This is a genomic window from Verrucomicrobiota bacterium, assembly GCA_027622555.1.
In the GTDB taxonomy this organism is placed as follows: Bacteria; Verrucomicrobiota; Verrucomicrobiia; order Opitutales; family UBA2995; genus UBA2995.
In genome coordinates this window covers 76,622-101,119 of record JAQBYJ010000002.1, presented here as the reverse complement: position 1 = coordinate 101,119, position 24,498 = coordinate 76,622, and the positions used below count along the sequence as shown (strand labels likewise).

Below are 24,498 nucleotides of genomic sequence, written 5' to 3'. Positions count from 1 at the left end.
ATCAGGTAGGATAATAAAATCAGCGAATCCGATTACGTTACCCCCCTGAGTTCTTCACCCTAGGTATTTCTTTACCGATCGGGCTATTTTATCAAATTCTTCAATAAATCTGCCACATCTGTATGACCATTGTTTCTGGCAAACAATTCGGAAGATTCACCGTCGATATCGACGTGTGTGATATCGGCACCATTATCCAAAAGAAGTTGGACAACCTCTATATTTCCTTCAGCTGCGGCAAACATCAGAGGGGACCAGTGCTCTTCTCTATCAACCAGGTTGACCTTGGCACCGTGTTTCAGGAGTAAACTGATCGTGTCCATGTCCTTGCCGGTTGAGGCAAACATCAGTGCGGTTCTGCCAGCCACGTCCTGGGTGTCGATCGTGGTGCCAGCTTTAATTAACATTTCCATGATGTCTTTATGCCCGTTGAACGAGGCGACCATGAGCATGTTTCGACCATTTTCATCCAATTGATTCGGATTCGTACCGGTATCGAGTGCTTGTTGAACCGTTGCCGTATGACCTTCGAGCGCCGCTTGAACCGCGATATCGAATGGGATGGCAATTTTGTTGGAAGTTTGTACTGGCGGCTTTTTTACCAGAGTCTTGGTTTCAACATTCTCCATCTGCGGATTTTTCGATTCACTCTTGCCGCAACCGCTGAGAAGCGCCAATTGGATTGTGAGAAGTATGAGCAGAGAGTTGCTGATTTTGAATGCTTTGTTGGGTCGGTAGAACATAGGATAATTCGGAACTAGGAATAACTTGTGCCGTTTAGGATGGCTGACAGGCTTGACCTTAAAGATCAAGACCGAGTTGAAAGAGGAAACTGCAAACGAAACCATTCACCCCATGCGGAAGATTATCCATATTGATATGGATTGTTTTTACGCTGCGGTGGAATGTCGCGATGATCCTTCTGTAGCTGATAAACCGGTTGGAGTTGGGGGTGCTGGTGGGCGGAGTGTTCTGACGACCTGCAATTACGAAGCGCGTAAGTTTGGTTGTCGTTCCGCCATGCCCGTCTATACGGCCATGAAACTTTGTCCTCACCTTATCATCAAACCCATTCGTTTTTCTGCTTATCGAGCAGAGTCAGCCAAAATTCGTTCGATATTCAAACGCTACACGGCGCTCATCGAACCGCTGTCGTTGGATGAAGCTTATTTGGATGTTACGCATCGTGAGGAGTATGCCTGGCAAATTGCCAAAGAAATTAGAAAGAAGATTTGGGATGAGACACAGCTCACGGCCAGTGCAGGTATTTCGTGCAACAAAATGCTGGCGAAAATCGCAAGTGATTGGAAAAAACCAAACGGACAGTTTGCCGTGTTACCTGAAGAGATCGAAGCTTTCATGACTGACCTTCCTGTACGGAAGTTACATGGCGTGGGTCCGAAATCAGCAGCTCGCCTACATTCCCTCGGATTTGAAACTTGTGGTCAATTAAGAGAAGCTCCTTTGGGCGAGCTTCTGCGTCATTTCGGTCCCACCTGGGGAACGGAAATGTATAAGCTGTGCCGCGGTCAGGATGATCGTCCTGTCGAAGCGACACGCTTACGAAAATCTATGAGTAATGAAACAACCTTTTCGGATGATCTCGATTCGCTACAGGCATGTCTCGACGAATTGCCCGAATTGGTCGATGAACTGAAGGGAGACCTGGACAAAGCCAGTATGAAGGATCGAGTCTATAAAGTGTTTCTGAAATTGAAATTTGGAGATTTTACAACCACGACCAAAGAACGAATCGGAAGCGACGTTTCTTTGCAGACCTACATCCCGCTATTGGAAGAAGCTTTTGGAAGGAGCTCAGAGCCTGTTCGACTTCTGGGAGTTGGAGTGAAATTTGAAGAACCTTCCAGGATGGACGACCGTCAGTTGGAAATGTTCGACCGTTAAGGAGTATTCGTGAAGTTAATTGAGGAAACGGCCTTTCAATGACTTTTTTCAATTGCTATCCTAATTCCGTCGGCTGACTTGGTCTCACCTGCCTCAATCACGGTATTCTTGTTCAACGCCAGGAAACCACTTCAATACGTTATCATAGTATACTTTTTTCAGGACCTTTTGGGGCAATGCCAATCCTGTCACGTAATACTCTGGTTCTCGAACTGGCTTATCTGAGGAAAGTAAATCTCCAAAGGGAATCTCATCGTCGGTAGCATAGTAACGAGCAAACTGACGGTTGCGTTCCTTGATCTGTGCTTTCCTTTCTCTGCGTTGCCGATCGCTTAAACCTGCCGACGCTCCCATATCGGTTCCGTACATGATCCGGTCCTGGTATTTAATAAAGAAAGCCCTCACTTTCCCGTGCGCCTGCCACATAAGATAACGGGTGCGGCCTCCAATCTCTACTGCAAAGTTGGGGTACATATCCATGCGCATTGCGAGCTCGGCCACATCAAACTCCAGGCTGGCCAAGTGTGCGCCGACATAGCGCATATCCGGATTTTCACGGATTACAGTATCCGCTGCCGAGATGATGTCGCTGTAGGATGGTTTTTCGGGTTTGTCATAAAAACTGTATTCGGGGTGCGTCGCCCAATAATTTCTGGTGAATCCATCTTCTGTAGTAAAGGTGGGCATCCAGGCGTGAAGCGGTTCACCCATATGAGCCATCAGGGTTTTACCTTCTCTGGCAATCAGTTCCCAGATCGGTTTAAACAGGGGATCATCCAGTTGAATATAATCTCCATTCGGCTTTCTGATTTCCATGCCGATATTCTTCCATACTTTAACACCGATTGCGCCGTGATCAAAATCTTCTTTTAAGCCTTTCAAAACGGAATCCACCCAACTCGGCTCGAACATGCCTTCCACGTCGAAGGTTGTAGTCCAGGCAAAATACCTCGGATACTTTTCCAGCAGCACTCGTGCATTTTCACGTTGGCTTTTGGTGCTTTCCGAACCTCGACTGGCAACACAGACGTTAATGTACTTCCAATTGTCTTCATCCAGTATCTCCCGGATAAAAAGCTCATCGACGCGCTCGTGTGTGTGCACATCAAATTTCTTGATCGAAGATAGGTAATCGAGATTGGATGCGGCCATGATGGATGAGCTGGGAGTGAATCCAAGGGTGGTCAACAGAAGGAAAATCCACGAAATCAGAGGCAGATGGGGTAAATTGGACATAAAGGAAATGTCCTTAAAAATCTTCATTTTGCCAACCAAACATTTTCAATTCCACAGAAGGTGGGACACAGAATATGCAGGCCCCTGTTTTTCACCCGGTGAAAAGGTCCCATTATTGAGCCGTTCTAAATGGAATACTAAAAATCCGAATTTTGTTTTGAGCTGAGCTAGAAAAGTGTCACACCATCCGAGATGGATTTATTTGTAGTTGGTCAGAGATGCTTGAGTGAGCCGGAACCCGAACTGGGTTTGGGGATTATTACGAGTGTTGATCGCTATCAGGTGGGGGTGGATTTCCCAACCAGTGGTGAAAAACGTATTTATGCTACCGGCGCGTCTGTTTTGAAACGCGTCAAGTTTCGCGTTGGCGAGACTGTGCTTACGAAAGACGAGGAGAAGTTGACTATCGAAGAAGTAGTTGAAGCGGATGGCTTGCTTATCTATGTGGGTGGTGGATTTCGAGTGAGTGAAGACGAGATTTCAGACATCACGAACTTTAGCTTGCCTCATGAGCGCCTGATGAAGGGTAAGGTGGATTCTGGTGAAGTATTCGAGCTACGCTTCAAAACGCTCCAGGCTCAGGTAAATTCCAGGCAATCATCCGTCCGGGGCTACCTTGGAGGTCGTGTAGACCTTATTCCTCATCAGATTTATATTTTAAACGAAGTGGCCACTCGCCAAATCCCCCGTGTACTACTCGCTGACGAAGTAGGACTTGGGAAGACAATCGAAGCATGTCTTATACTTCAGCGCCTTCTTGCCGTAGGAAAAGTGAGCCGCGCCATTATTTTAGTGCCGGAATCCTTGGTCCACCAGTGGTTTGTAGAACTCTTACGTCGATTTAATTTGTGGTTCAGTATCTTCGATGAGGAACGCTGCCAGTCAGTGGAGCACGGGGATCCCGGTGCAAATCCATTTCTCGATGAACAGTTGGTGCTTTGCAGTGTTTCCTTTTTAACCGGAAGTGAAATCCGTCAGAAGCAAGCTATTGAGGGCGAATGGGACATGGTGGTCGTCGATGAAGCGCATCACCTTGAATGGGCACCCGATAAGGTGAGCGATGACTACGTTTTGGTTGATGAACTGGCCCTTCGTTCACCGGGACTTTTGCTCCTTACCGCAACACCAACTCAACTAGGTTTGCCGGGGCACTTTGCCCGATTGCGTCTGCTTGACCCCGCTCGTTATGACGATTTCGACAGTTTTCTCAAGGAAGCTGAAGATTTTGGTGTGATTGCCGAAATCGCTGGAAAAATCATTGATGACAAAGTCCTGAATAAAACGGATCAGAAACACCTGAAGCGAATTTTCGATAAGGATACTGAGGGATTGGAAGGCCATTTACTTGCTTTGGCTTCGAAGGATGCAGGCGCAAAGGATGAATTATTAACCGCCTTGCTCGATCAACACGGCACTGGCCGGGTAATGTTTCGCAATACTCGTTCCAATATGACTGGCTTCCCTAAGAGAAAATTCATTCCGGAATTGATCGATGAGGATAACAAGACCTTGCTGAATCGGATTCGTCGTGAGCTCGAAGCCGAGGAAAATGATCACGAGGATGATATTCGTTATTCGTTTAAAGAAGATCCACGTATCGATTGGTTGGCAGATTTTTTGAAATCAAACCGGGACCAGAAACTGCTTCTCATCTGTAAGTCGCAGCGAAAGGTCTTGGCATTGGAAGCTGCCCTTCAGGAAAAGATCAGCGCGAAAGTGGGACTGTTTCATGAAGGCCTTGCCCTGGTTAAACGAGATAGGAATGCTGCCTGGTTCGCGGAAGAAGATGGTGCCCAATTGCTCATTTGTTCGGAAATTGGGAGTGAGGGTAGAAATTTTCAGTTTGCCCACCATCTCGTCTTGTTTGATCTGCCGCTCAATCCGGGATTGCTTGAACAACGAATTGGTCGACTGGACCGAATAGGACAAACCGAGACGATTCAGGTTCATGTGCCATTTGTGAAAGGTAGCTGTCAGGAGTTCCTCGCTGACTGGTATCACCGTGGCCTCAACTCAATCGAAACCTCTTTGCATGGTGGAACCGAGTTTCAGGATCGCTTCAGGAAGAGGGTTTTGGAGATGGCTCTGGAATATGATGCAGCCAGTATGGTTGTCCCTGGAAATCCATGGGATAAACTCGTTGAGGAAACGATTGTTTTTCGTGAACAACTTCAGGAAAAACTACGCAAAGGCAGGGACCGGTTGTTGGAATTGAACTCCTTCGATAAGAATGTTGCTGGTAAGATTATAGAGCGTATCCGGGAAGTGGACTCGGATTCCAGTTTTAGAGAAGGATTGTGTGATATTTTTGATCACTACGGAGTGCGGTTGCATGAGCACGATGAGGGCGATATCTTTTTAGATCCTTCTCACGCCTATATCGAAGCTTATCCCTCTATTCCCCAGGAAGGTATGATGGCGACTTTTGATCGGGCGAGAGCGATAACCCGGGAAGACATGGCCTTTATCTCACCAGACCACCCCATTTATTGGGACTCTATGGATCTTCTCGTGAATTCCAAGGCAGGTACTACCGCGCTAGGTCTGATTGAAGCCAATACTTCCAATATTTTATTGGAGGCAATTTTTGTATGTGAAGCGGTGGCTGATTCGAAGTGGCACGTGGAGCAATACCTTGCCCCGACTCCCATCCGCATGCTGGTGGATATTCGGGGTAATGATCTAAGTGATGATCGTACGCATGAAGCTATTACGGCTGAAGCGGAAGATGGAAATATTTATCGTTTTCTGGAGATGCCGGGTTTCAACGAAGGTTTACTCAAGGCCATGATTGAGGGTGCAACCGAATTGGCGGAAGCAGAAGCCGAAGCACTCAAAGCAAAAGCGGGAACAACAGCCCACGCCATGCTCAGCGCTGCCTATAGACGTCTGGTTGATTTACGAAAGATCAACGATCACGTCCGTTTGGACGAGATCGACCATGCAAGGAAACAATTGAAAAAAACCTTGAATGCCATAGCTCATGCACGCCTGAGGCTTGATTCGATTCGCCTGATTGTTGAAGGCGCAACCGAGAGCTTACTCTAACGTTGAATTTCTAAAGACAAAAGACTTACCTTACAAATAATGCCCAATTCTACAGACGCCGAAACCAAACGCCCGAATATCGTTTTCATTATCACTGACCAACAGCGGATGGATACCATCAAAGCGCTAGGGTATGATTACATGGAGACGCCAAATCTTGACCGTTTGGTTAATGAAGGGGTCACTTTTACAAATTGCCATATTACTGCGGCCAGTTGTGCGCCGTCACGTGCGAGCCTTTTTACCGGTTATTATCCTCACACCTACGGCGTCTTAAAAAATGCGGATTTATGGCGCCATAGCTGGATCGAGGATTTGGCCGAGTCGGGTTACCGTTGTGTGAATATTGGTAAAATGCACACTTATCCGTACCATACGTCTAACGGATTTCACGAGCGTTACGTGGTAGAAAACAAGGATCGTTTCCTGGAGGAGCGTTACTATTTCGATGAATGGGATAAGGCGTTGCGCTTCCGTGGATTGGTCAAGCAGCAGCGTGAACAATACCGCAAACGAGCAGATTACGGTGAACGCCTGGGTGCCTTTGAATGGGAACTTCCTGAGGATACGCATTCCGATAATTTTGTCGGTGATACGGCAACCTGGTGGCTAAACGCTTATCCTACCCGCGAACCACTATTCCTGCAAATTGGTTTTCCGGGACCACACCCGCCCTACGATCCAGTCCCTGGTTATGCGGATAAATATTTGGAAAAAGACCTTCAGATTCAGGAACTGAAAGACAGCGATTTGGAAGGTCAGCCTGAGGCTTACAAAGAGTTGCGTCAGCACAATGTCGATGTGGACCACGACTCGGTGAAATGGGATTTGAATCCGAGCGAGGAGCAACGTCATAGGCAGCGCGCCTATTATCACGGTAACGTGACCATGATCGATGAAAAGGTGGGAGAAATTCTCAACTCACTTGAGGTTGAAGGGTATCTCGATAATACCATCGTTATTTTTACATCCGACCATGGAGATTGTATGTCCGATCATGGGCATATCCAGAAATGGACCATGTATGAGCAAATAACAAAAGTGCCAACTATCGTATGGGCGAAACCCGGTTCTTCTGCTGCCAGGCTAATTGAAGGAAATGGCCGGAAGGTCGATGGGCTTTGCCAACTGATGGATTTGGGTCCCTTGATTCTGGATCTTGCAGGGGTTGAAAAACCCGCCGACATGGAGGCGAAAAGTTTATTGCCCGCAGTACAGAATAAAGATTGGGAACCGCGCGAATACGTTTTTTGTGAACAAGTGAAAGACGGAATCTTTACCGGGAATTTGTTTCAGACTATGATACGTAATGACCGTTGGAAACTTGTTCACTTTGTCGATGAAACCTACGGTATGCTTATCGATCTTGAAAACGATCCCAACGAATTTAATAACCTTTGGGACGAGCCGGAGCATGCTTCGGTTAAAAATGAACTCCTGATGAAGTTACTCAATTGGCGGATCCGCAGTGGTGTTGAAACGCAAAATCTCTGGGCGGAACACCGCTAGGAACTTGGTTTCTCTGTCATTGGTTTCCAGTAATGTTAGCTTTCTAATGATCCCGCTTGCCCTTTGGTAAGGTGGGCCTAACGTCCTCGGATTTTATGAATTCCGTTAAGCTTATTGTTACTCACCCTGGTGGTGCTCACAAAGATGATTTTCTTGCATGCAGTGTTCTGGCGGCCACCTACGGTGTGCCGATTGAGCGGCGCGATCCCACTGAAGCTGAATTGGCAGATCCAGCTGTTTGTGTCGTAGATGTAGGTCACGAGCACGATCCCGAAAAGCGGAATTTTGATCATCATCAGTTTCCCAGAGATCATGTACCCACGTGCGCGCTGTCACTTGTCTTTCAATACCTGGAACTCTATGAAGATGCTCAAGAATTCTACGATTGGTTAGAGCCAGCTGAATGGTTTGATTGCAGAGGAGCTAATGACACAGCGAAATTTCTCGGCGTTGAAAGGGATATCATCAACAAATTGAATTCGCCAATCGACGGCACACTCATTCGTCGATTTGCACTCAATCAACGCATTGAGCCTGGCCAGCCACTTTGGGAAATGATGAAACTGGTCGGAAGTGATATGGTCGACTTTCTCAAAACACTTCGCTCGAGAATCGAATTTGTCGGAGAGCATGCGGAGTTGTGGGAGATCGATCATGCGAACGGAAACTTCAAAGTGGTATTCCTGCCGCGGACAGAACCCTTGCCGGAGGAACCATCCATGGGTATCATTCGATATACCGAAGAGCAGGGTCTTGATAAAGAAGTTGTTGGCTTGGTATATCCCGACCGTCGGGGGCAGGGGTATGGGTTATCTCGGTACAAGGATCATCCCAGTCTCGAATTTACTAAAATAGAAGCCGAAGCCGATGTGCATTTCGCTCATAAAAAAGGATTCGTTGCAAAATCTTCAGCTACCGAAATTGATCGATTGAAGGAGCTGCTTCAAATGGCTTGGCACGAAGAGTGATTGTTGTAAGTTAGTGCCCATACCAATGAAAATACCCCGTATTCTTTTTTTATTTATGGTCACTGCATCCGGTTTTCTTTCTGGGGATGATCGTCCCAATATAGTATTTTTGTTTGCCGATGATTGGGGTCGTTATGCAAGTGCTTATGAGAAGGTCGAAGGTCCTCAATCGATCAATGCCTTGATCAATACACCGAACTTTGACCGAGTGGCCAATGAAGGGGCCTTATTTAGTAATGCCTTTGTTCCTGCTCCAAGTTGTACTCCCTGTCGAAGTTCACTCCTATCGGGCCGTTATTTTTGGAATACTGGGCGAGCAGCCATTCTTCAGGGAGCTGTATGGGATCCTGAGATTCCGTCTTATCCTTTAGAGCTGGAAAAAACCGGATATCATATCGGCTATGCTTATAAGGTATGGACACCCGGTACGCCGACAAACGCCCCTTATGGAGCCGGGCGAACGGCTTACCATCAAGGTGGTACGAATTTTAACCGCTTTTCCCAATATACTTCGGCCAAGGCACCTCAGGTCGGTGTTGAGAAGGCCAAAGAAGAACTTTACGAGGAAGTCCGGAAGAATTTCGACGCATTCATTGGAGACCGTGAGGAAGGCCAGCCCTTTTGTTATTGGTGGGGTCCGACCAATACTCACCGCAAATGGATCAAGGGTTCAGGCAAAGACATTTGGGGCTTGGATCCCGACAAATTGAAAGGCCGCTTGCCGCCGTTTTTACCCGATACCCATGAAGTTCGTGAAGATGTAAATGATTACCTGGGTGAGTGTCTGGCGGTGGATGCGGGAATCGGGATCCTATTAAAGAAACTGGAGGATATGGGTGAATTGGACAATACGCTGGTTGTCATAAGCGGCGATCACGGCATTCCCGGAATCCCTCGAGGGAAATGTAATCTCTACGACTTGGGAACTGAAGTTACTTTGGCTGCTCGTTGGCCAGCTAAGATAAAAGCAGGGCGAATTATTGACGACTTCGTAAACTTGTTAGAGCTGGCTCCGACATTCTTGAAGGCCGGACAAACGGCCGTTCCTGAAGGAATGTCTGAACGCGATCTTATGCCCTTATTTCTTTCGAAGGAATCAGGGCAGATTGACGACCAACGCGATTCAGTCGTGGTGGGACGGGAACGTCATGTCGCTGCTGCGCGCGAAGGGCTTTTGCCTTATCCGCAGCGGGCCATTCGCACCAAAGATTTTCTCTACATTCGTAATTTTGAACCGGACCGCTGGCCCATGGGTTCGCCCGGTGAAGTGACTGATACAAGTACCCCGGAATGGGATGCATTGGCAGGTAATACTTTTATCACTTTCGGTGACCTGGATGCCAGTCCGACAAAAGCTTGGGTGATCGAGCATCGAAACGAACCTGAAAATCGAATCTATTACGACTATGCTTTTGCCAAACGTCCCGCGGAGGAGCTGTTCGATCTTCGAACAGATCCGGACTACATGAACAATGTTGCCGAAGAAGCGAATTACCAGGCTATCAAGCTTAAGCTAAGTAGGGAACTCATGAACACCTTGATTTCTGAGAAGGATCCTCGAGTCATCGAAGATCCGGTTCGGTTTGAACATCCACCTTTTACGGATTCTCATAACTGGCAACCACCCCCAAGTTAAAGAGCATTTCCAAACTGTTTTAACTTGTTATCCCCCGTGGTCTTGCCGCGGGGTCGGTGACTGATGGGAAAGTTTGAAATCGCGGAGATCGCCAGCAAGCTGGCTCCTACATTTTGACACGCGAAAGTATCTGTAGGAGTGACCTTGGTCGCCAATCGAATACCAAACATGTCTGCTGGATTCTTGCGAGCAAAAGTGAAAAGAGCTTGTTCTTCTATTTCAGATACCCAGATGCTTGCGTCGGGGAGTTTCATTTTCTTCCGGAACTATTATAGGGTAGGGACGGATCGCCGAGCCGTCCGATTCAAGTTAAAAAGGTAGAGCCATTGCGTCCTCGCAATGCGGCTTCTTTATTTGTCTAAACCAACTCCCTTATTCCACCAAAGGCGCCGTCTGCTCAGGCGTCGTCATTCCGGCTGGAAGCTCCATGATTCTCATGTTGCGGAAATGAATTTCTGCGCCTTCGGATTCAAGACACAAATAGCCCTTTTTAACGGAAGCCTCTCGAATACCGTTCACAAACTTTCCATTGATTGAGAGTTTGACCACACCGTCCACGGCTACGACCACATAGCTATTCCACTCACCCTTAGGTTTGCATCGGTATTCAACAGACATACTGCGTGGCCCGCGCGGATTATCTGGAATGACGGTCAGGCCATTTGCGCCGAACAATTCTCCACTTACATAGCCCGGATGCCTGTCATGCATTTTCGAATAGGAAAGTTCCAGCATTTGGGTTTCCATGCCCTTCGGTAGATCTTTACCTGGAGCAGGTGTTCCTTCGCTCCATAAGAAAATCCCGGAGTTTCCTCCGTCCTCCATATGACGCCACTCAATTTCCAGAATGAAGTTTTCATACTGCTTCTCGGATCGCATGACACCAATGGGCATACCTTTGCATTTTAGTAATCCATCTTCAAAATACCAGGTCTCCGGGCTGGTATTAACGTCCAGCCATCCGGTTAGGTCTCTGCCGTTGAGTAGATCTTTCCAGACCAGTTCCTCCGCCGTAAGCCAGGATTGAATTGAGATATAAGCCAGAATACTGAGATATAAGTTACTTTTCATAAACTTGTTCATTGAAATGCAAAACATGATAGAGATCTATTTCTATTAATCAAACTCGCCTGTTTTGACAGTTATGCCAAAGAAAATCTACTTGGTCCTCCTTACCAGTGATTCCTGAAGCTTTCCAATTCCTGCCAAGGCTTCAACTAGTTCCTTCCACCGCTGAGCGAAGGGCTCGAATTCTTTGAGGATCGACCACCGTCTTCTCATATTCCGGTGCTCCAGGGACTCCCATGAAGACCCGGGGATTTGTATAAGTCATCTTGCTGGGAATTTGGTATTTACCCGTGACGTGACATTCTTTGACTCCGGTTTTGGAAACCAGCTCGGCAATGTTGTCCTCATTTATGCCGCAGCCTGGCAGAATAATGATCCGGTCGTCTGCGCGTTTGACCATCTCGGTTATCAGGTCGATTCCTTTATCTGTGGAGGGTTCCTGACCGGAGGTAAGGATACGGTCGACGCCGAGGTCGATGAGATCCTCTAAAGCTTCAAAGGGATCCACGGTCATGTCGAAGGCTCTGTGAACGGTGACGCTTAGGGGACGAGAGGCCTCGATGAGTGTCGCGGTACGTGCTTTGTCAATCCGCCCATTCGGAGTGAGTAATCCGAATACCACGCCGTGAACTCCTAGTCGCTTTGCCTCCTCGATGTCGCGCAGCATGATTTCGTATTCAAGGTCCGTGTACAAGAAATCGCCTCCACGAGGACGAATCATCATCATGACTGGAATGGACACGCGTTCCAGCGTAAGGGTCACCATGCCCGAACTGGGCGTGGTACCTCCTTCCATTAAATTGTCGCAGAGCTCAACGCGATTGGCTCCTCCTTCTTCGGAGGCAATGGCTGACTCGGCCGATTCGATACAAACTTCTAGAATCATGGTTGTTCTTTGTTATTTTTATTGGCTGCCCAATTGATGCCGTCGAGCAAGTGTTGAATAAATGCCTCCTGGCGGAAATTCTCCGCGTAGTGTCCCATGTTCGTGTACCAAACTTTCCCGCCTTCATACCGTTGGCACCAGGTAACGGGGTAGTATTCAGGTAGATCGGGCTGGTTTGCCTTCACCGTGGCGATGGCAATGATTTCTTTGTCACTGAAGTTTTTGTGGTAGTTCCAGAAATACCATTCCACCTTTTCGAACACCCATTGCTTGGGGAGGTTTTTGCACCACGGCTCTGAGGCATTGATTAGGTAGATTTGATCGGGATAGCCTCGTCGGCCTTGTGGACCTTCTTTGGGACCGGTTTTGTGTAGCACGCCCCAGAGACCATACCAAAAGGGCCATTCGGCCTCGTTGTTTTCATTGACGCCTTTATGGGCATGCGTCGCACCATGGATGCCGACAACGCCACCGCCGTTTTTCACCCAATTCTCGAAGGCCCTTCGTTCAGATTCGTTAAAGAGAATACCGGTGTTGTTATCCAGGATGATGACATCAATTTCTTTTAGACCCTCATCAGTGAAAATCTCGCTATCGCTGGATTGGGTGAATTCCCAACCATGTTTTTCGGCTAATTCGGCAAATACAATCTTTGCCTCCGCTCTCGCTTCGGTATGATCGAATATGGGTGAGGTGGTTGAATTCTCTCCCAGCTTGTCGGTACGATGGATCCGAATGGATGCGGAAAGCAGGGATCCCTGAATCAGGATCAAAGAAAAAGCCAGGATGGTACTTTTTATGGAAGTGTTCATTGCAATTTTACTTGGCAAGTGTTGGAGCTGCTTTAGCTGCGATTTCCCTGGGAACGCCAAGCCTCAGCTTGGCATCTTAAGTTCATTATCACAGCTACAACAGCTTCTACTTAAATATTTAAACTTGTTATCTCCCGATGCTTGCGTCGGTGAGTTTCAATGTTAGTTCTGCTTGGGTAGCTTGCTTTTACCGTCAATTAGTTGATTCCCGTTCTCCGGATCATAAGCGGCATATTGAAACCCCGGCTGAATGCAATAGGCACCGTATTCGCCCTTCTTGTTCAAGGCCAGAAACCCAACCTGGATATCTTTCCAATCGGGGTTCTTTGAGATGAGCCTTTCGACTGCGAGTCGGCAGGCTTCTTCGGGTGAGTGACCTTGCCGCATCAGTTCCACAACCAGGTGGCTTCCACTGATCCGAATGACCGCTTCTCCCCAACCGGTTGCGACGGCTCCTCCCACCTCGTTGTCCACAAACATGCCTGCTCCAATGATGGGTGAGTCACCTACGCGTCCGTGCAATTTAAAACCCGCTCCACTGGTTGTGCAGGCACCTGAAAGGTTTCCATCTTTATCCAATGCAATCATGCCGATCGTATCGTGATTCTCGGCGTTGATTTCCTGTTTTGCAGCCTCTTCGTTTTTTGCCAACCATTCTTTCCAACGTGCTTCTGCTTTAGGTGTCAGTAGATTGATTTTTTCAAATCCATGTTTGTAGGCGAATTCCTCGGCTCCTTTTCCAACCAGCATCACGTGGCGGGTTTCCTCCATGACCTTGCGGGCAACCGAAATAGGGTGGAGGATGTTTTGCAGAAATGCTACCGATCCACAGTCTCCGTTTTCATCCATGATGCAGGCATCGAGCGTAACGTTTCCATCCACGTCGGGAGTTCCGCCAATGCCAACGGACCCGTTGTTTTCGTCTGCCTCGGTAACGCGGACACCGTTTTCAACAGCGTCCAGGGCCCTGCCACCGGAGTCCAGGACTTTCCAGGCTTCGGCGTTGGCTTCGATACCGAATTTCCAAGTGGAAACAACCACTGGCTTGGTGGTATTGGATGGTTGAACTTTAGAGCATCCGGTTTGCATGAGAATCAGAACAGTGCCAATTGCGTAGATGGTTTGTTTGATGATCATAGCAGTCTGGTTCGCCTTCAGGTACGTCAACCGAATCTATTCTACTTTCCATTCACCCATGGGGTGCATCTTCAGAAGTTCTTCCACCATGTAGAAACCTTCGCGGTCTTTCACATCACGACGAATTTTGGTCACCAAATCCTGATCGATGAGCGTTGCAGGACGGCCTTTTATGGCTGCGAAATTCTGCTTCACGTAAAAAATGACGGCAGCTATCTCCGCGTCGGTCAGCATGTGTTCAAAACCGGTCATGGGCGGCACACCGGTCGACGGATCGTAGGTTTTATTGCCCACCTCAATCGGTCCCCAGATTCCTTTGAGAATAATTTTTATCAGCCGTTCATCATCTCCGTTCACCCATGCATTATTGTTGAGTGGAGGATAGATGCCGGCGATAGCGCCCTTACCGTCTTCACCGTGACAGGTGGTACAATGAGCATCCCGTGAATATACTTCTCGTCCAACTTCGAAAACCTTGAGAGCGGCTGCCGGCATATTTAATTGGGGTGGGCGCTCATATTTTTCCTTGTATACGTATGGAACGTAGGTGCCATCCACAAAAGCCAGTCCGGCTGGGTTATCCGACAAATCGACTTTTTTGGTTTGGTAGAGCGTGGTTATTTCGTCGCCCAAGGTTACGAGGATGGCTTCCATGGCATGGCCCATCCATTTCGTGATGGGATTTTTCATACCTTCCAGGACGATGCGTGCGCCATCGTTATTATTCATCCAGGATGCAGCCACAACGGCTTCCAGGCGAACCCGCGGGTGGGAGTCGTTGACCGCCTTAAGAAACAATTCCTGAAAGCCCTCGATCTTGGGGTAAACATAACGTAGCACGCGAACAGCGGCCGCCCTGGTTTGATGTTTCCTTTCATTCAAACACTGGCGAAGCAGGGCTTCATCTGCTTGGTGATGTCCCCAGGTTACCCACAGGGCTTCCAGTAAATTACGCTCGTAGTTGGGGTCATTGCGATCCAACGAAGCGGCCCATTCTCGAACGGCCGGTATTACATCCTCTGAAGGCCTGCCCTGAAGTTCGCGTTGTGTCCGGTAACGGGTCCGGTATTCGTGCTCCTTCAAGTTTTCCAGGAGTCTTGTAATTTTTGCACCTGTTACTGGAACGGGTGTAACTAATGGACGAGATGGGTAGGTGATCCGATAAATCCGGCCGTGATCATGGTCGCGGTTGGGGTCGCGAGCTGAATGCTGCATATGACCAATCAATGGATTGTGCCAGTCCACCATGTAGAGAGAACCATCCGGAGCAAATTCCAGATCGACGGGACGGAAGTTCGGATCTTTGGAGTAAGCCAGGTCGTGTCTGATTTCTCCCGTAAATCCTCCCTCCTCGTCTTCCCAAATCTTGTGCTGTTTGGTTCCTAAAAAGCCAATAGTGTTGTTGATGAGAAAGTCTCCCTGGTGTTCTTCAGGAAAGTGACGTGAGTAAATGAATTCTGCTCCGGAAGTGGGACGAACCCGGTGAGTCGTAAACTCATCCACTTTATCGATTTCGTAACCGTGTGGGACTTTGGCTGACAAAGGGAGAGACCACCAGTTTTGACCACCAGAAGCATCTGCGAGGAAGTTCTGTCCCCATTCATCGTAAGCGATTCCCCAAGGATTGTTTACGTCGGTTTGCATGAAGCGCTCCAATTTCCATGAGTGTGGGTGAAAACGCCAGGCACCACCGTCAGTCATGCGTTCCGGGCCATACGGGGTTTCAACCTGTGAGTGGAGAAAGCGGCCTTCGCACATGTAAATGGCCCCGGATGGGTCAGCTGTGTAGGCGGAAATGGCGTGGTGAGTATCGGCGGAATCGAACCCGGCAACCAGGATTTCTGTTCGGTCTGCGCGATCATCGCCATCATCATCTACCAAAAGCACAAGATTCGGTTCTTGAGTTACATAAACACCTTCAGCCGCGATTTCAAAACCCATGGGTAGATGCAGTCCATCGGCAAAGATGGTTTGCTTGTCAGCCACGCCATCCTTGTTCGTATCTTCAAAGATGAGAATCTTATCATTCGGCAGTGGATCCCCTGGCTTCCAGTGAGGGTAGGATGGCATGACGGATACCCATAGGCGGCCCTTATTATCAAAGGCCATCTGAACAGGATTCTTGAGATCCGGGAAACTGGACTCGGAGGCGAATTGGGATATCTGATAACCTTCGGCTATGGTGAACTGATCCATAACCGCGACATCGTCGAGGAATTCAATCGGCAAGGTGTAGTTGGTTTCAACTTCGACCAGATCGCGTGTTTTTCGATCGTCTATGATCAGGTCGCTTTCTCTACCTTGAACAAGAGCGTGGATGCGTGTATCCCGCAGCGCGGTCATCTCGCGAAGTTTTTTTATTTCTTCCGGATAATTGACATTGCCGTAAGGCTTGTGACGACGGCCATGCACGTGCACGTCATTCAGCATTCTGTAGTCATTGTACCAGTACCAGTTTTTGGCCACAACCGATTCATACACTTTTTCGCGGGATGTTTTACTGAGAGTCTTGGAATCGCGTTCGCCAAGCAGTGCGGCGATCAATTCTTCGGCCAGGAGTTGGTTTCCGCGGTCGTTTAATAAAAAGCCATTGATAGTGAGAGGTTCTTTCGAATAACGATACCACTCCTGTGAGGGACTGAACACATCGATAAAACCAATCCCGCGATCCAACGCCACTTGACGCATGGTTTCTGCATAAGCGGCGAGTCTGCGGTTTTCCGCCTTGCCGTCGGGAAGATCGTAGTCAGCAGAGCGATTTTCGAAAGCGATGGGCGATACGAGGATCAGGCGTGGCGCCGATTTGCCATTATACTGTTGTGAAGCGGTATAGCTAATAAACGCATCCAGTTCGGCGTAGAAATTATTCAGGCCTTCGAACCCGTCGAAGGATTCATTATAACCAAAGAACGCCAGAATCGTGTCCGCCTGAACGGTGGTCAGCCATTCATCGGGCGTAGGGTAGAAGCCAACACCGTCATGAAATAGTTTGTCCGGGTGGAATTGTTCAGCGCCAGGAAATGCCCATTGTGACTTGCGGGACGAGTGGGCACGGAATCCAGGAGTGTCACCTGGAAAGCAAAGATTGCGAACGATCAGGTTTTCCTTGGGGAAACGCCGCTGCAAATCAGTTTCAAAGTAAGGGTAATGAATGATACGTTCCCCCATGCCGTTGCCTATCAGGGCAATATGTTCACCTTTCTTAAAAGAAACGGGGAGCGTGTCTGCATAAGTCGCAAGGCATGTCAGCGCAATTAGGGGAATGAGTAAAAGACTTTTAAGCTTCATAGGTGTCAGATGTATTTAAAGAGTTCGTTCAGGGGAAGAGGATTTTTAACGGATATGCAAATTGCAGCTACTTAACTGTTTGTGTAAAATATAAGGTGACTTTCGATATTAGTTTTGTAGGAGCCAGCTTGCTGGCGATATAAAATATAAAGAATTTCTGCTTCGCCAGCAAGCTGGCTCCTACATTTCTTCGAAAGAAGTTTAACTCCAGAGCTCGTCTCCCATTTCCCAACCCCGGCGAACGGGTTCCTTGATGTAGGTGTTTAGCTCAGCATCGTCGGTTTTCATGTTTTTTGTATCCCACTTGAACCCTTTACCGGTTTTTTGAGTAAGCACGCCAAGCAAAGCCATTTCAGTCAGGCGAGTTGCATATTCAAAATTGGAACCAGGCGTGGGCGCTTCTCCTTTGATCGCTCTAACCCACTCATCCACTAGGTTGCCTTTTATGCGTGCGAATTTCTTTTCGGGCAGGTTTTTGCGGAAATCTTGCCAGTAATTATCCGGATATAGTCGAGGACTGTTCGGACGAGCATTGTGAGTGATAATTCCTTTGCTGCCGATCATGGCCATGTTGAAGTCATCTCCCCATTCAACTTCACCATTGCTTGGGTTTACCTCAGGTTTTCTACCTTCATGCCAGCTCAGTTTTAGTGGATTCTTACCTTCTCTTGGAAATTCCCATTCTACAACCGACGTTTGTGGCACGATTCCAGGCCAAGGCTCGGTAATGTCTCTCACGCTGACCGAACTTGGCATTCCCAGTTCCAGAGCCCAGAAAGGAGCGTCCAATGTATGGCAGGCCCAATCACCCAACTGCCCATTGCCGAATTGGAAGAATCCACGCCATGATTTGGGTAAATAAACTTCATTGTATTTAATGTCGGGTGCTGTGGGTCCCTTCCAAAGGTCCCAGTTTAAATGGCTTGGAACGGGTTGAGAGGTAGCCGGTAAAGTTGAAGGGCGTTGGAAGGCTCTATCAGGGCCGAATCTTGGACCTGGATTATAGGCAATCACTTCGTCTACTTCGCCTATGGCACCGGCTTGATACCATTCCTTTACATAGCGAATACCTTCAGTGGCATGTCCCTGGTTACCCATTTGAGTGATGACGTTGAAGTGTCTGGCCGCTTTCCTTAACGTGCGTGCTTGCCAGACGTTGTGGACAAGAGGCTTTTCCGTCAGCACGTGCTTACCTTTTGCCATGGCATAGTAGCTTGCAACAAAGTGCGTGTGATCAGGAGTCGCGATGACAACCGCATCAATCTCCTTATCCATTTTGTCCAACATCTCGCGGAAATCCTGGAATCGAGGCACGTCCGGAAAATCTTTATACGTGCTGGTAGCGGTCACCTCGTCCACATCACAGAAGGCGACAATATTTTCATCGACCAAGGCATTGATGGAGGCCCGTCCGCGTCCACCGGCACCTATTACGGCGACATTGAGTTTGCTATTGGCTGAAGGTCCGGATTGTCCAATAGCGAACAGGGGAAGCGTTGTTGAAGCGGCTACAGCAGCAATGCCTTTTAGGAAGTGTCTTCGATTGAGTGGATTCATATGTTTGGGTGTTCTAAGGTAATTGGTGTTAATTGGATTGGGGGCTAGGTCGGATTCTAAACGGTTGAGGATTCGAACTAGTAGGTGAATGCATCTCGTAGTAGTTTCAGGCTTTTTGGAATGGCAGTTCTATAATCTTCCATGCCTTCAAACTCGAGCGAGATCCAGCCGTGGTAATTATGTGAGTGAAGCATTTTCGCAATCCGTGGATAGTCAATATCGAGCTCATACCATTGCCCACCTCCGTAGTAGGTTTTGGCCTGGACGAAAAAAGCGCGTGCAGCCATTTCTTCCAGTTGCTCGTACCGCCGTTCCAAAAAGTTTCCGGTGTCCAGAACCACCTGCAGCCAGGGCGAATCGATGGCGTCTACGATTCGTAACACGCCTTTTGCGGTAAGGCCCAGCCCCCAGTGGTTTTCCAATCCCATGACGACGCCGTGCCTGGCCGCCGCAGGAAGGCACTTTTCAAAAGCATCAATGACCCAGGGAAATGCGTCCTCTTCAGTATAACCGGGTAGGGGTGGCTCTATGCCCTTGTTGGCCATCAGTTCATCAAAACTTCCCGACGTGCCCCAGCGACCGGTGTTCACGCGCATGGCCGGGATGCCGAGCTGAGAGCAGATTTCAATTTGGCCAATAGTAAGGTCGATATTGCGCTGCCGTTTTTCTCGATCAGGTGTGACGAAGCCCTGGTGAGTAGACATGGCACAAAGCGGAAGTCCTTGGCGAAATGCATGCCGCTTGAGCGATTGCATATAGCTGTTCGAAAGCAGATCGTTTTGTTCAAATTGATAAAGCAATACCTCAACGCCATCGAATCCATATTCGGCTGCTAGATCGATACACTTATGCAGGTCGCGTAGCTCGTCATTGCGAAACCGCCACAGTGAATAGGTGGAAAGTGCGATGGGGTTGGAGCGATGGGCGGATCTATGTGAAGCTGCCTGACCCAGCGAAGCGGCCCCGGCAAATGGTAAAGAGGCAATTGACGCTTGAAGAAATTTTCGGCGGTTCATGCAGTTAGTAGTAGATTCATAAAGACGGTTCGTCCAGAGAACTTAATCCATGAAGTTGTATTTCCGAATTAACCTCTTGTTCCGCCAATTTAATTTGTAGGAAGGGCTTTATGCCCCGAGCTTTATACAAAACTTTCGAATTTTCAACGGGCACATAAGTTGACTGTAGGAGGGGAGCTTGCTCCCGATAACGAACCTCCTTTGATTTACGAATCGGGAGCAAGCTCCTCTCCTACAATTATTTAGATTTGAAAACAGTAGCCGTGATGGTGACACCATGGACCATTTCTATTATTGCTAAACGCTTCGCGCACTTAATGTCATTACGGTTCCCAATCTCTAAACCACTCTACGCCTCTGTCGCTGCCAGCGCTTCACAGAAACCCACAGTCCTGTCACAACGAGCACCGTGCCGCCCAGGGACAATAACCCCCAGAGGAATTGAGCAACATTTCCATAGGCCCCGAACGTATGCAGCCGACCGAAATTTCTGCGATATAAAGCCACAAGTCCTTTGGATTTCACAGAACCATCATTTCGCGCCAGTTCTTCTCCTGTATAGGGATTAATATAGAGCTGAATGTTGTTGTTTTTTCCGTCGCTGAAGAAAAACGCATGGGCACTCGTGGTATGATTGGAAGGTTGCAGGCCTGTCCAACGGACGTCTGCCATGAGTGAAAGGGCTGTTTCAACCATAGCATCGATGGGCAGCTTCTCAGCTCCAGCCGGAGCGCTCACAGTAGGTCGGGGTATTTCGGATGGAGTATCCTGGATGTTATCAAGAAGCGGCCAGATGTGCCGACCCCAAGTATAGGTGAAACCGGTGATGGCCATGATGATGAGCGGGATCATCGCCACCAACCCCAACGCGTTGTGCCAATCGAGGGCTTGGCCGCGTTTCCAGGCGCGCACGAAAGTCCGTTCACGCAAGGGCCACCAGAGGACCAGACCAATGATACAGGTTATGGCCAGCACGAGGGAGCTGATAGCCGCTATTTGCTGACCAATTCGGCCAGCGGCCATGTGGCGGTGAATATCTATGAGAATATGGCTGATGGAAAACCCGCCAGACAGTCTGGAAAGTTCTCCTGTGTAAGGATTGAGAAATACTCGTCCCCCTTGGCCGCCTTCCGGGCTAATGTTGGTTGTGTAGGCACTGTAGGCATGTTCTGGCGATTTGGGAATGCCCAAGTGATTGACTCGCAGGGGTGGGTTTGCGGTTTGATAGGCTTCAAGAACTTCTGCGACGGTCAGCGGATTCTCGGTCACTTCAAGTTGATACAGGTCCTGGTGTTCCCACTGGAAAATGCCTCCTTCAAAAATCAGAATGCCACCGGTCAGGCAGACCAACGCAATCGGCACTCCCGCTATCCAGCCGATCCAGAAATGAAGGTGAAACCAGATCGTGCGTTTTGTCGCTTCAGATCCTGCTGTAGGGGAATTTCCTGACGGATTATTCATGGGGCTTTTAGTTGGAGTAAGGAACGATGCGTTTCTACATGATGGAAACAATCATGGAGTCTCATTCATTGATTTCTGATGAGATTGGGGAATAGATCAAGAGGATTGAAGGATATGCTTTCGATGTCCAGATCCGTCCTTGGATGTGCAACAACCATCCAATTCGTGTTTCCCAAAAACGCCAAAACACTTACAGAATTGGACCACCCTATGATTGCCGGTTTTTGGATTTCTGGCAACCTTGAGAAATATCCTTAGCCCTTTGATCTCAAGCTGAAGTTAAACCATAGCAAGAGTAGGGTGGATCGTCCCTGAAACTGTCCGTTCCTTGGAGTAACCAATAATTGATACATTCGAATTCGGGTCAGTCCGAAATCCTGGCGAAAGTCGGGTTAAGGATCGCAAGATCACCTGGGTAACCAGTAAGGCCCCTCATGGCCCGTGGAGCTTGAGTCGGACGCACGGTGTGAACCAGGTTCTGAACAACATTTTCTAGCGTAAAATGAGATTGTTAAACTTCAACCCCCAGACTTGAATGATGCCATGAATCTACCCTTAACCGAACCGCCTTGGTACCTAATCCGTATGCCGGGTGGTTTGAGAAGGGCGGGGTTGTGAGGCCTACTTGTATCTCCATTGTGCAAAAAATTTAAGAATGAATACCGTATTATTTTCCATATTATTATTACTATGTAGCAATGTATTTATGACATTTGCATGGTATGCGCACCTCAAAGAGTTGAACGATAAGCCATGGATAATTGCGGCACTGATAAGTTGGGGTATTGCACTGGTTGAATATTTATTTCAAGTGCCGGCCAATAGAATTGGTTTTACTGTTTTAAGTGTTGGTCAGTTGAAAATCTTGCAGGAGGTAATAACGCTTTCTGTTTTTGTGCCATTTTCGGTTATGTATCTCAAAGAGCCTTTAAAGTTAGATTATTTATGGGCAGGGATTTGTCTTATGGGTGCCGTATTTTTTATGTTTCGCAGTAAATTTGCATAAACATACAGGGAACCCAAACAGGACCGTTGCTTGACTCTTGAATCCACACACATTGTCTGCGGTTTCTGCCGCAGGGTTTCCTTTGTAACCATTATTTGATCGCGACCCGGTCCTGGTTTTACCGAGATTGACCTTTCATTTCAAATTAGCATACTCCCAGAATGAACACTCTGAAAAAGGTTGATATGAATCCTGTGAAATTTATCCGTCGCGATCCTGCTGAAATCGAACCTTGGGCGGAAACTTGTGGGGCCATTCGTTGTGTGATCGAGGAGGCGGATGGCGCGGCAGGTGAAATCCATCATGTGGAAATCCAGGACGCGAAATTGCACCTTCACAAGAAAACCGATGAATTTTACTATATCATCGAGGGAGAAGGAACCATGGTTCTGGATGACGAGGTGATCGAAGTTCACCAGGGGGTGGTTGTTTATGTCCCACGGGGAGTCAAACACAAGGCCATCGGAAATCTTAAGGTATTAACTATCTGTATTCCTCGGGGAGTCCTGGATGATGTCCACGAGTTAGAGTAGGAGATAGCAGGCCATCTGGGCTTCAGTCTTTCTACAGTTTTGAAAAAAAAGTTTTAAATGGTCACTATTTCTGTGCGGTAGCGAGCGAGCTCGTCCCGATCAATTTCAATGCCCAGGCCGGGTCCGGTAGGAACGGCTATTTGTCCGTCCTTTTTATCCACCAGAATCGGTTCTGTGGTGAGGCTCCAAATCGCACTTTCTTCAGGAAGGTGAAGCTCAAATAATATCGGTGGAGCGAACTCAGAAATCGAAAGTTGTGGAATGGTAGCTGCCCAATGCATTTCTGCAACGATGCGTATGGGGCATCCCCAGCTGTGTGGAATCAGCCGTACACGGTTGATGGTACAGGCGTGAGTGATTCGTTTCCCACCAGTCAGTCCGCAATCCACAATATCCGGTTGTACGATATCTACGATCTTCTTGTTGACGTAATTTTCTATAGTCCAGTCGACCGGAAGAAACTCTCCGCTGGCGAGAGGAATGCGAAGCGTATCCTTGAGCCGTTTGTAGCCTTCGATGTCCCACTTGTTGATCGGCTCTTCCCAATACTCCAAATTAAATGCTTCCAGTTGGCGACCTAACATAACGGCCGTTCCATCGTCGTAGGCTCCCGGTGTTCCCGAATCAATGCCAAGGTGAATCTGTTCTCCGATCGCCTCTCTGACGGCGGCGACAATTTCCACATCTCGAGCAGGTCCATAACCGGTTTTTATCTTGGCGGCTTTATAGCCAAGCTCTTTCGTGCAGTGACTTATCTCATCTGCCCAACGCTTTACTTCGCCTTCCCAGGAAGGCTTTTGATATCCCGCCGATGCATAGGGCATGACTCGATCGCGATACTGTTTGCCGAGAAGCTGACTGATTGGTTTACCAACTGCCTTGCCAACCAGATCCCAGAGAGCTGTATCAAGTCCTCCTGGCGAACCTGCGTTGCGTGGCATCTTGTGGTATTGAATTTCGTTGAGCTCCGTGAGTTCGTCGAAGATAGCTTCTACTTCAAAGGGTGAGCGACCAATGACCAGCTCCGGTTTTTTTGAAAGAATATCACCTGCCCATCCGCCTTCTCCCCAACCGGTCAAGCCGGCGTTTGTCGAAACCTCCACGATTCCGGCACCCATATGAGAAATTCTGAAAGGATCGGGCGCTGCTCCGTATCCGAGAGGCTCCGCAAGCTTTTGGCTGATTCTATGAATTTTTATCCCAGTGATTTTTAAATCTGAAAGCGCCGAATTCGATAAATTCAATTGAGCCAGAAGTGAAGTCGTTGGATGGTAGAGTAGGGCGCCGGTTCCCATTCCGGCGGTCTTTATAAAGTGTCTGCGATTCATTCCTAAAAAATTAGAAAAGAAATCTGATGGGGTCGAGCAGACTTATTCGTTTAGAAAAAAAACTAGTGGGAAAGGTCGCCCAAAAGAGGCCGTGTCAAAATGAG

At 48.2% G+C, this 24,498-nt stretch carries 19 protein-coding genes; 7 read left to right on the top strand and 12 right to left on the bottom strand.

Annotation, left to right across the window (positions count from 1 at the left end; all coding sequences use genetic code 11):
* Positions 1 to 83: 83 nt before the first annotated feature.
* Entirely contained in the window at positions 84 to 743 is a 660-nt protein-coding gene (locus O3C43_01150; protein ID MDA1065086.1) for an ankyrin repeat domain-containing protein, read from the bottom strand.
* A gap of 103 nt (positions 744 to 846) precedes the next feature.
* Here O3C43_01150 and dinB point away from each other — a divergent pair, with 103 nt between their 5' ends.
* A complete protein-coding gene (gene dinB / locus O3C43_01145) occupies positions 847 to 1,905 on the top strand; it encodes a DNA polymerase IV (GenBank protein ID MDA1065085.1) in 1,059 nt (352 codons plus the stop codon).
* Positions 1,906 to 1,998: 93 nt separating this feature from the next.
* Here the strand turns inward: dinB and O3C43_01140 are convergent, their stop codons facing one another.
* The gene (locus O3C43_01140; protein ID MDA1065084.1) at positions 1,999 to 3,141 is read right to left on the bottom strand and encodes an amidohydrolase family protein; all 1,143 of its coding nucleotides are present in this window, start codon (positions 3,139 to 3,141) and stop codon (positions 1,999 to 2,001) included.
* Positions 3,142 to 3,333: 192 nt separating this feature from the next.
* Here O3C43_01140 and rapA point away from each other — a divergent pair, with 192 nt between their 5' ends.
* The 4 genes from rapA (at position 3,334) to O3C43_01120 (ending at position 10,302) form a co-directional block, all read left to right on the top strand.
* Positions 3,334 to 6,189 (top strand): RNA polymerase-associated protein RapA, encoded by a 2,856-nt coding sequence (gene rapA, locus O3C43_01135; protein ID MDA1065083.1) that lies wholly within the window; start codon positions 3,334 to 3,336, stop codon positions 6,187 to 6,189.
* 39 nt (positions 6,190 to 6,228) lie between these two features.
* The gene (locus O3C43_01130; protein MDA1065082.1) at positions 6,229 to 7,698 is read left to right on the top strand and encodes a sulfatase-like hydrolase/transferase; all 1,470 of its coding nucleotides are present in this window, start codon (positions 6,229 to 6,231) and stop codon (positions 7,696 to 7,698) included.
* 95 nt (positions 7,699 to 7,793) lie between these two features.
* On the top strand, positions 7,794 to 8,666 hold the full coding sequence (locus O3C43_01125) for an MYG1 family protein (GenBank protein MDA1065081.1): 873 nt from the start codon (positions 7,794 to 7,796) through the stop codon (positions 8,664 to 8,666).
* A 25-nt stretch (positions 8,667 to 8,691) separates the two neighbouring features.
* Positions 8,692 to 10,302 carry a sulfatase gene (locus tag O3C43_01120; GenBank protein ID MDA1065080.1) on the top strand — a complete coding sequence of 537 codons (1,611 nt, stop codon included), beginning with the start codon at positions 8,692 to 8,694 and terminating at the stop codon, positions 10,300 to 10,302.
* Here the strand turns inward: O3C43_01120 and O3C43_01115 are convergent.
* From O3C43_01115 to O3C43_01075, 9 genes are all read right to left on the bottom strand, one after another.
* Complete coding sequence (locus tag O3C43_01115) at positions 10,299 to 10,556, bottom strand: hypothetical protein (GenBank protein MDA1065079.1); 258 nt, start codon at positions 10,554 to 10,556, stop codon at positions 10,299 to 10,301. The genes O3C43_01120 and O3C43_01115 overlap by 4 nt on opposite strands.
* 118 nt (positions 10,557 to 10,674) lie before the next feature.
* The gene (locus O3C43_01110) at positions 10,675 to 11,373 is read right to left on the bottom strand and encodes a DUF1080 domain-containing protein (GenBank protein MDA1065078.1); all 699 of its coding nucleotides are present in this window, start codon (positions 11,371 to 11,373) and stop codon (positions 10,675 to 10,677) included.
* Between the two features lie 142 nt (positions 11,374 to 11,515).
* The gene (locus tag O3C43_01105) at positions 11,516 to 12,256 is read right to left on the bottom strand and encodes a copper homeostasis protein CutC (GenBank protein MDA1065077.1); all 741 of its coding nucleotides are present in this window, start codon (positions 12,254 to 12,256) and stop codon (positions 11,516 to 11,518) included.
* A complete protein-coding gene (locus O3C43_01100; protein MDA1065076.1) occupies positions 12,253 to 13,068 on the bottom strand; it encodes a ThuA domain-containing protein in 816 nt (271 codons plus the stop codon). Before O3C43_01100 ends, O3C43_01105 begins: the two co-directional genes overlap by 4 nt.
* 162 nt (positions 13,069 to 13,230) lie before the next feature.
* Positions 13,231 to 14,157: a N(4)-(beta-N-acetylglucosaminyl)-L-asparaginase gene (locus tag O3C43_01095; GenBank protein ID MDA1065075.1), complete on the bottom strand. Its 927-nt coding sequence runs from the start codon at positions 14,155 to 14,157 to the stop codon at positions 13,231 to 13,233.
* Between the two features lie 84 nt (positions 14,158 to 14,241).
* Complete coding sequence (locus O3C43_01090; GenBank protein MDA1065074.1) at positions 14,242 to 17,493, bottom strand: c-type cytochrome; 3,252 nt, start codon at positions 17,491 to 17,493, stop codon at positions 14,242 to 14,244.
* A 201-nt stretch (positions 17,494 to 17,694) separates the two neighbouring features.
* Positions 17,695 to 19,050: a Gfo/Idh/MocA family oxidoreductase gene (locus tag O3C43_01085; GenBank protein MDA1065073.1), complete on the bottom strand. Its 1,356-nt coding sequence runs from the start codon at positions 19,048 to 19,050 to the stop codon at positions 17,695 to 17,697.
* Positions 19,051 to 19,127: 77 nt separating this feature from the next.
* Positions 19,128 to 20,066 (bottom strand): sugar phosphate isomerase/epimerase, encoded by a 939-nt coding sequence (locus tag O3C43_01080; GenBank protein MDA1065072.1) that lies wholly within the window; start codon positions 20,064 to 20,066, stop codon positions 19,128 to 19,130.
* A gap of 339 nt (positions 20,067 to 20,405) precedes the next feature.
* Positions 20,406 to 21,527, bottom strand: coding sequence for a PepSY-associated TM helix domain-containing protein (locus O3C43_01075; GenBank protein ID MDA1065071.1), 1,122 nt, complete (start codon positions 21,525 to 21,527; stop codon positions 20,406 to 20,408).
* Positions 21,528 to 22,182: 655 nt separating this feature from the next.
* On the opposite strand from O3C43_01075, the gene O3C43_01070 reads away from it, so the two are divergent.
* Both O3C43_01070 and O3C43_01065 read left to right on the top strand, forming a co-directional pair.
* Complete coding sequence (locus O3C43_01070; GenBank protein ID MDA1065070.1) at positions 22,183 to 22,533, top strand: DMT family protein; 351 nt, start codon at positions 22,183 to 22,185, stop codon at positions 22,531 to 22,533.
* 161 nt (positions 22,534 to 22,694) lie between these two features.
* The gene (locus O3C43_01065; protein ID MDA1065069.1) at positions 22,695 to 23,066 is read left to right on the top strand and encodes a cupin domain-containing protein; all 372 of its coding nucleotides are present in this window, start codon (positions 22,695 to 22,697) and stop codon (positions 23,064 to 23,066) included.
* 53 nt (positions 23,067 to 23,119) lie between these two features.
* Here O3C43_01065 and O3C43_01060 read toward each other — a convergent pair whose 3' ends face one another.
* Positions 23,120 to 24,394: a mandelate racemase/muconate lactonizing enzyme family protein gene (locus tag O3C43_01060; protein MDA1065068.1), complete on the bottom strand. Its 1,275-nt coding sequence runs from the start codon at positions 24,392 to 24,394 to the stop codon at positions 23,120 to 23,122.
* Between the last annotated feature and the right edge of the window lie 104 nt (positions 24,395 to 24,498).

What these genes read in the sequence shown, in the direction of transcription:
- O3C43_01115 (MDA1065079.1), bottom strand. Translation starts at nt 10,556, where the DNA reads ATGAAACTCCCCGACGCAAGCATCTGGGTATCTGAAATAGAAGAACAA.
- O3C43_01130 (MDA1065082.1), top strand. Translation starts at nt 6,229, where the DNA reads ATGCCCAATTCTACAGACGCCGAAACCAAACGCCCGAATATCGTTTTC.
- O3C43_01070 (MDA1065070.1), top strand. Translation starts at nt 22,183, where the DNA reads ATGAATACCGTATTATTTTCCATATTATTATTACTATGTAGCAATGTA.
- O3C43_01085 (MDA1065073.1), bottom strand. Translation starts at nt 19,050, where the DNA reads ATGAATCCACTCAATCGAAGACACTTCCTAAAAGGCATTGCTGCTGTA.
- O3C43_01090 (MDA1065074.1), bottom strand. Translation starts at nt 17,493, where the DNA reads ATGAAGCTTAAAAGTCTTTTACTCATTCCCCTAATTGCGCTGACATGC.
- O3C43_01080 (MDA1065072.1), bottom strand. Translation starts at nt 20,066, where the DNA reads ATGAACCGCCGAAAATTTCTTCAAGCGTCAATTGCCTCTTTACCATTT.
- O3C43_01110 (MDA1065078.1), bottom strand. Translation starts at nt 11,373, where the DNA reads ATGAAAAGTAACTTATATCTCAGTATTCTGGCTTATATCTCAATTCAA.
- O3C43_01060 (MDA1065068.1), bottom strand. Translation starts at nt 24,394, where the DNA reads ATGAATCGCAGACACTTTATAAAGACCGCCGGAATGGGAACCGGCGCC.
- O3C43_01120 (MDA1065080.1), top strand. Translation starts at nt 8,692, where the DNA reads ATGAAAATACCCCGTATTCTTTTTTTATTTATGGTCACTGCATCCGGT.
- O3C43_01140 (MDA1065084.1), bottom strand. Translation starts at nt 3,141, where the DNA reads ATGTCCAATTTACCCCATCTGCCTCTGATTTCGTGGATTTTCCTTCTG.
- O3C43_01105 (MDA1065077.1), bottom strand. Translation starts at nt 12,256, where the DNA reads ATGATTCTAGAAGTTTGTATCGAATCGGCCGAGTCAGCCATTGCCTCC.
- O3C43_01125 (MDA1065081.1), top strand. Translation starts at nt 7,794, where the DNA reads ATGAATTCCGTTAAGCTTATTGTTACTCACCCTGGTGGTGCTCACAAA.
- O3C43_01065 (MDA1065069.1), top strand. Translation starts at nt 22,695, where the DNA reads ATGAACACTCTGAAAAAGGTTGATATGAATCCTGTGAAATTTATCCGT.
- O3C43_01100 (MDA1065076.1), bottom strand. Translation starts at nt 13,068, where the DNA reads ATGAACACTTCCATAAAAAGTACCATCCTGGCTTTTTCTTTGATCCTG.
- O3C43_01075 (MDA1065071.1), bottom strand. Translation starts at nt 21,527, where the DNA reads ATGAATAATCCGTCAGGAAATTCCCCTACAGCAGGATCTGAAGCGACA.
- O3C43_01095 (MDA1065075.1), bottom strand. Translation starts at nt 14,157, where the DNA reads ATGCAAACCGGATGCTCTAAAGTTCAACCATCCAATACCACCAAGCCA.
- O3C43_01150 (MDA1065086.1), bottom strand. Translation starts at nt 743, where the DNA reads ATGTTCTACCGACCCAACAAAGCATTCAAAATCAGCAACTCTCTGCTC.
- rapA (MDA1065083.1), top strand. Translation starts at nt 3,334, where the DNA reads ATGGATTTATTTGTAGTTGGTCAGAGATGCTTGAGTGAGCCGGAACCC.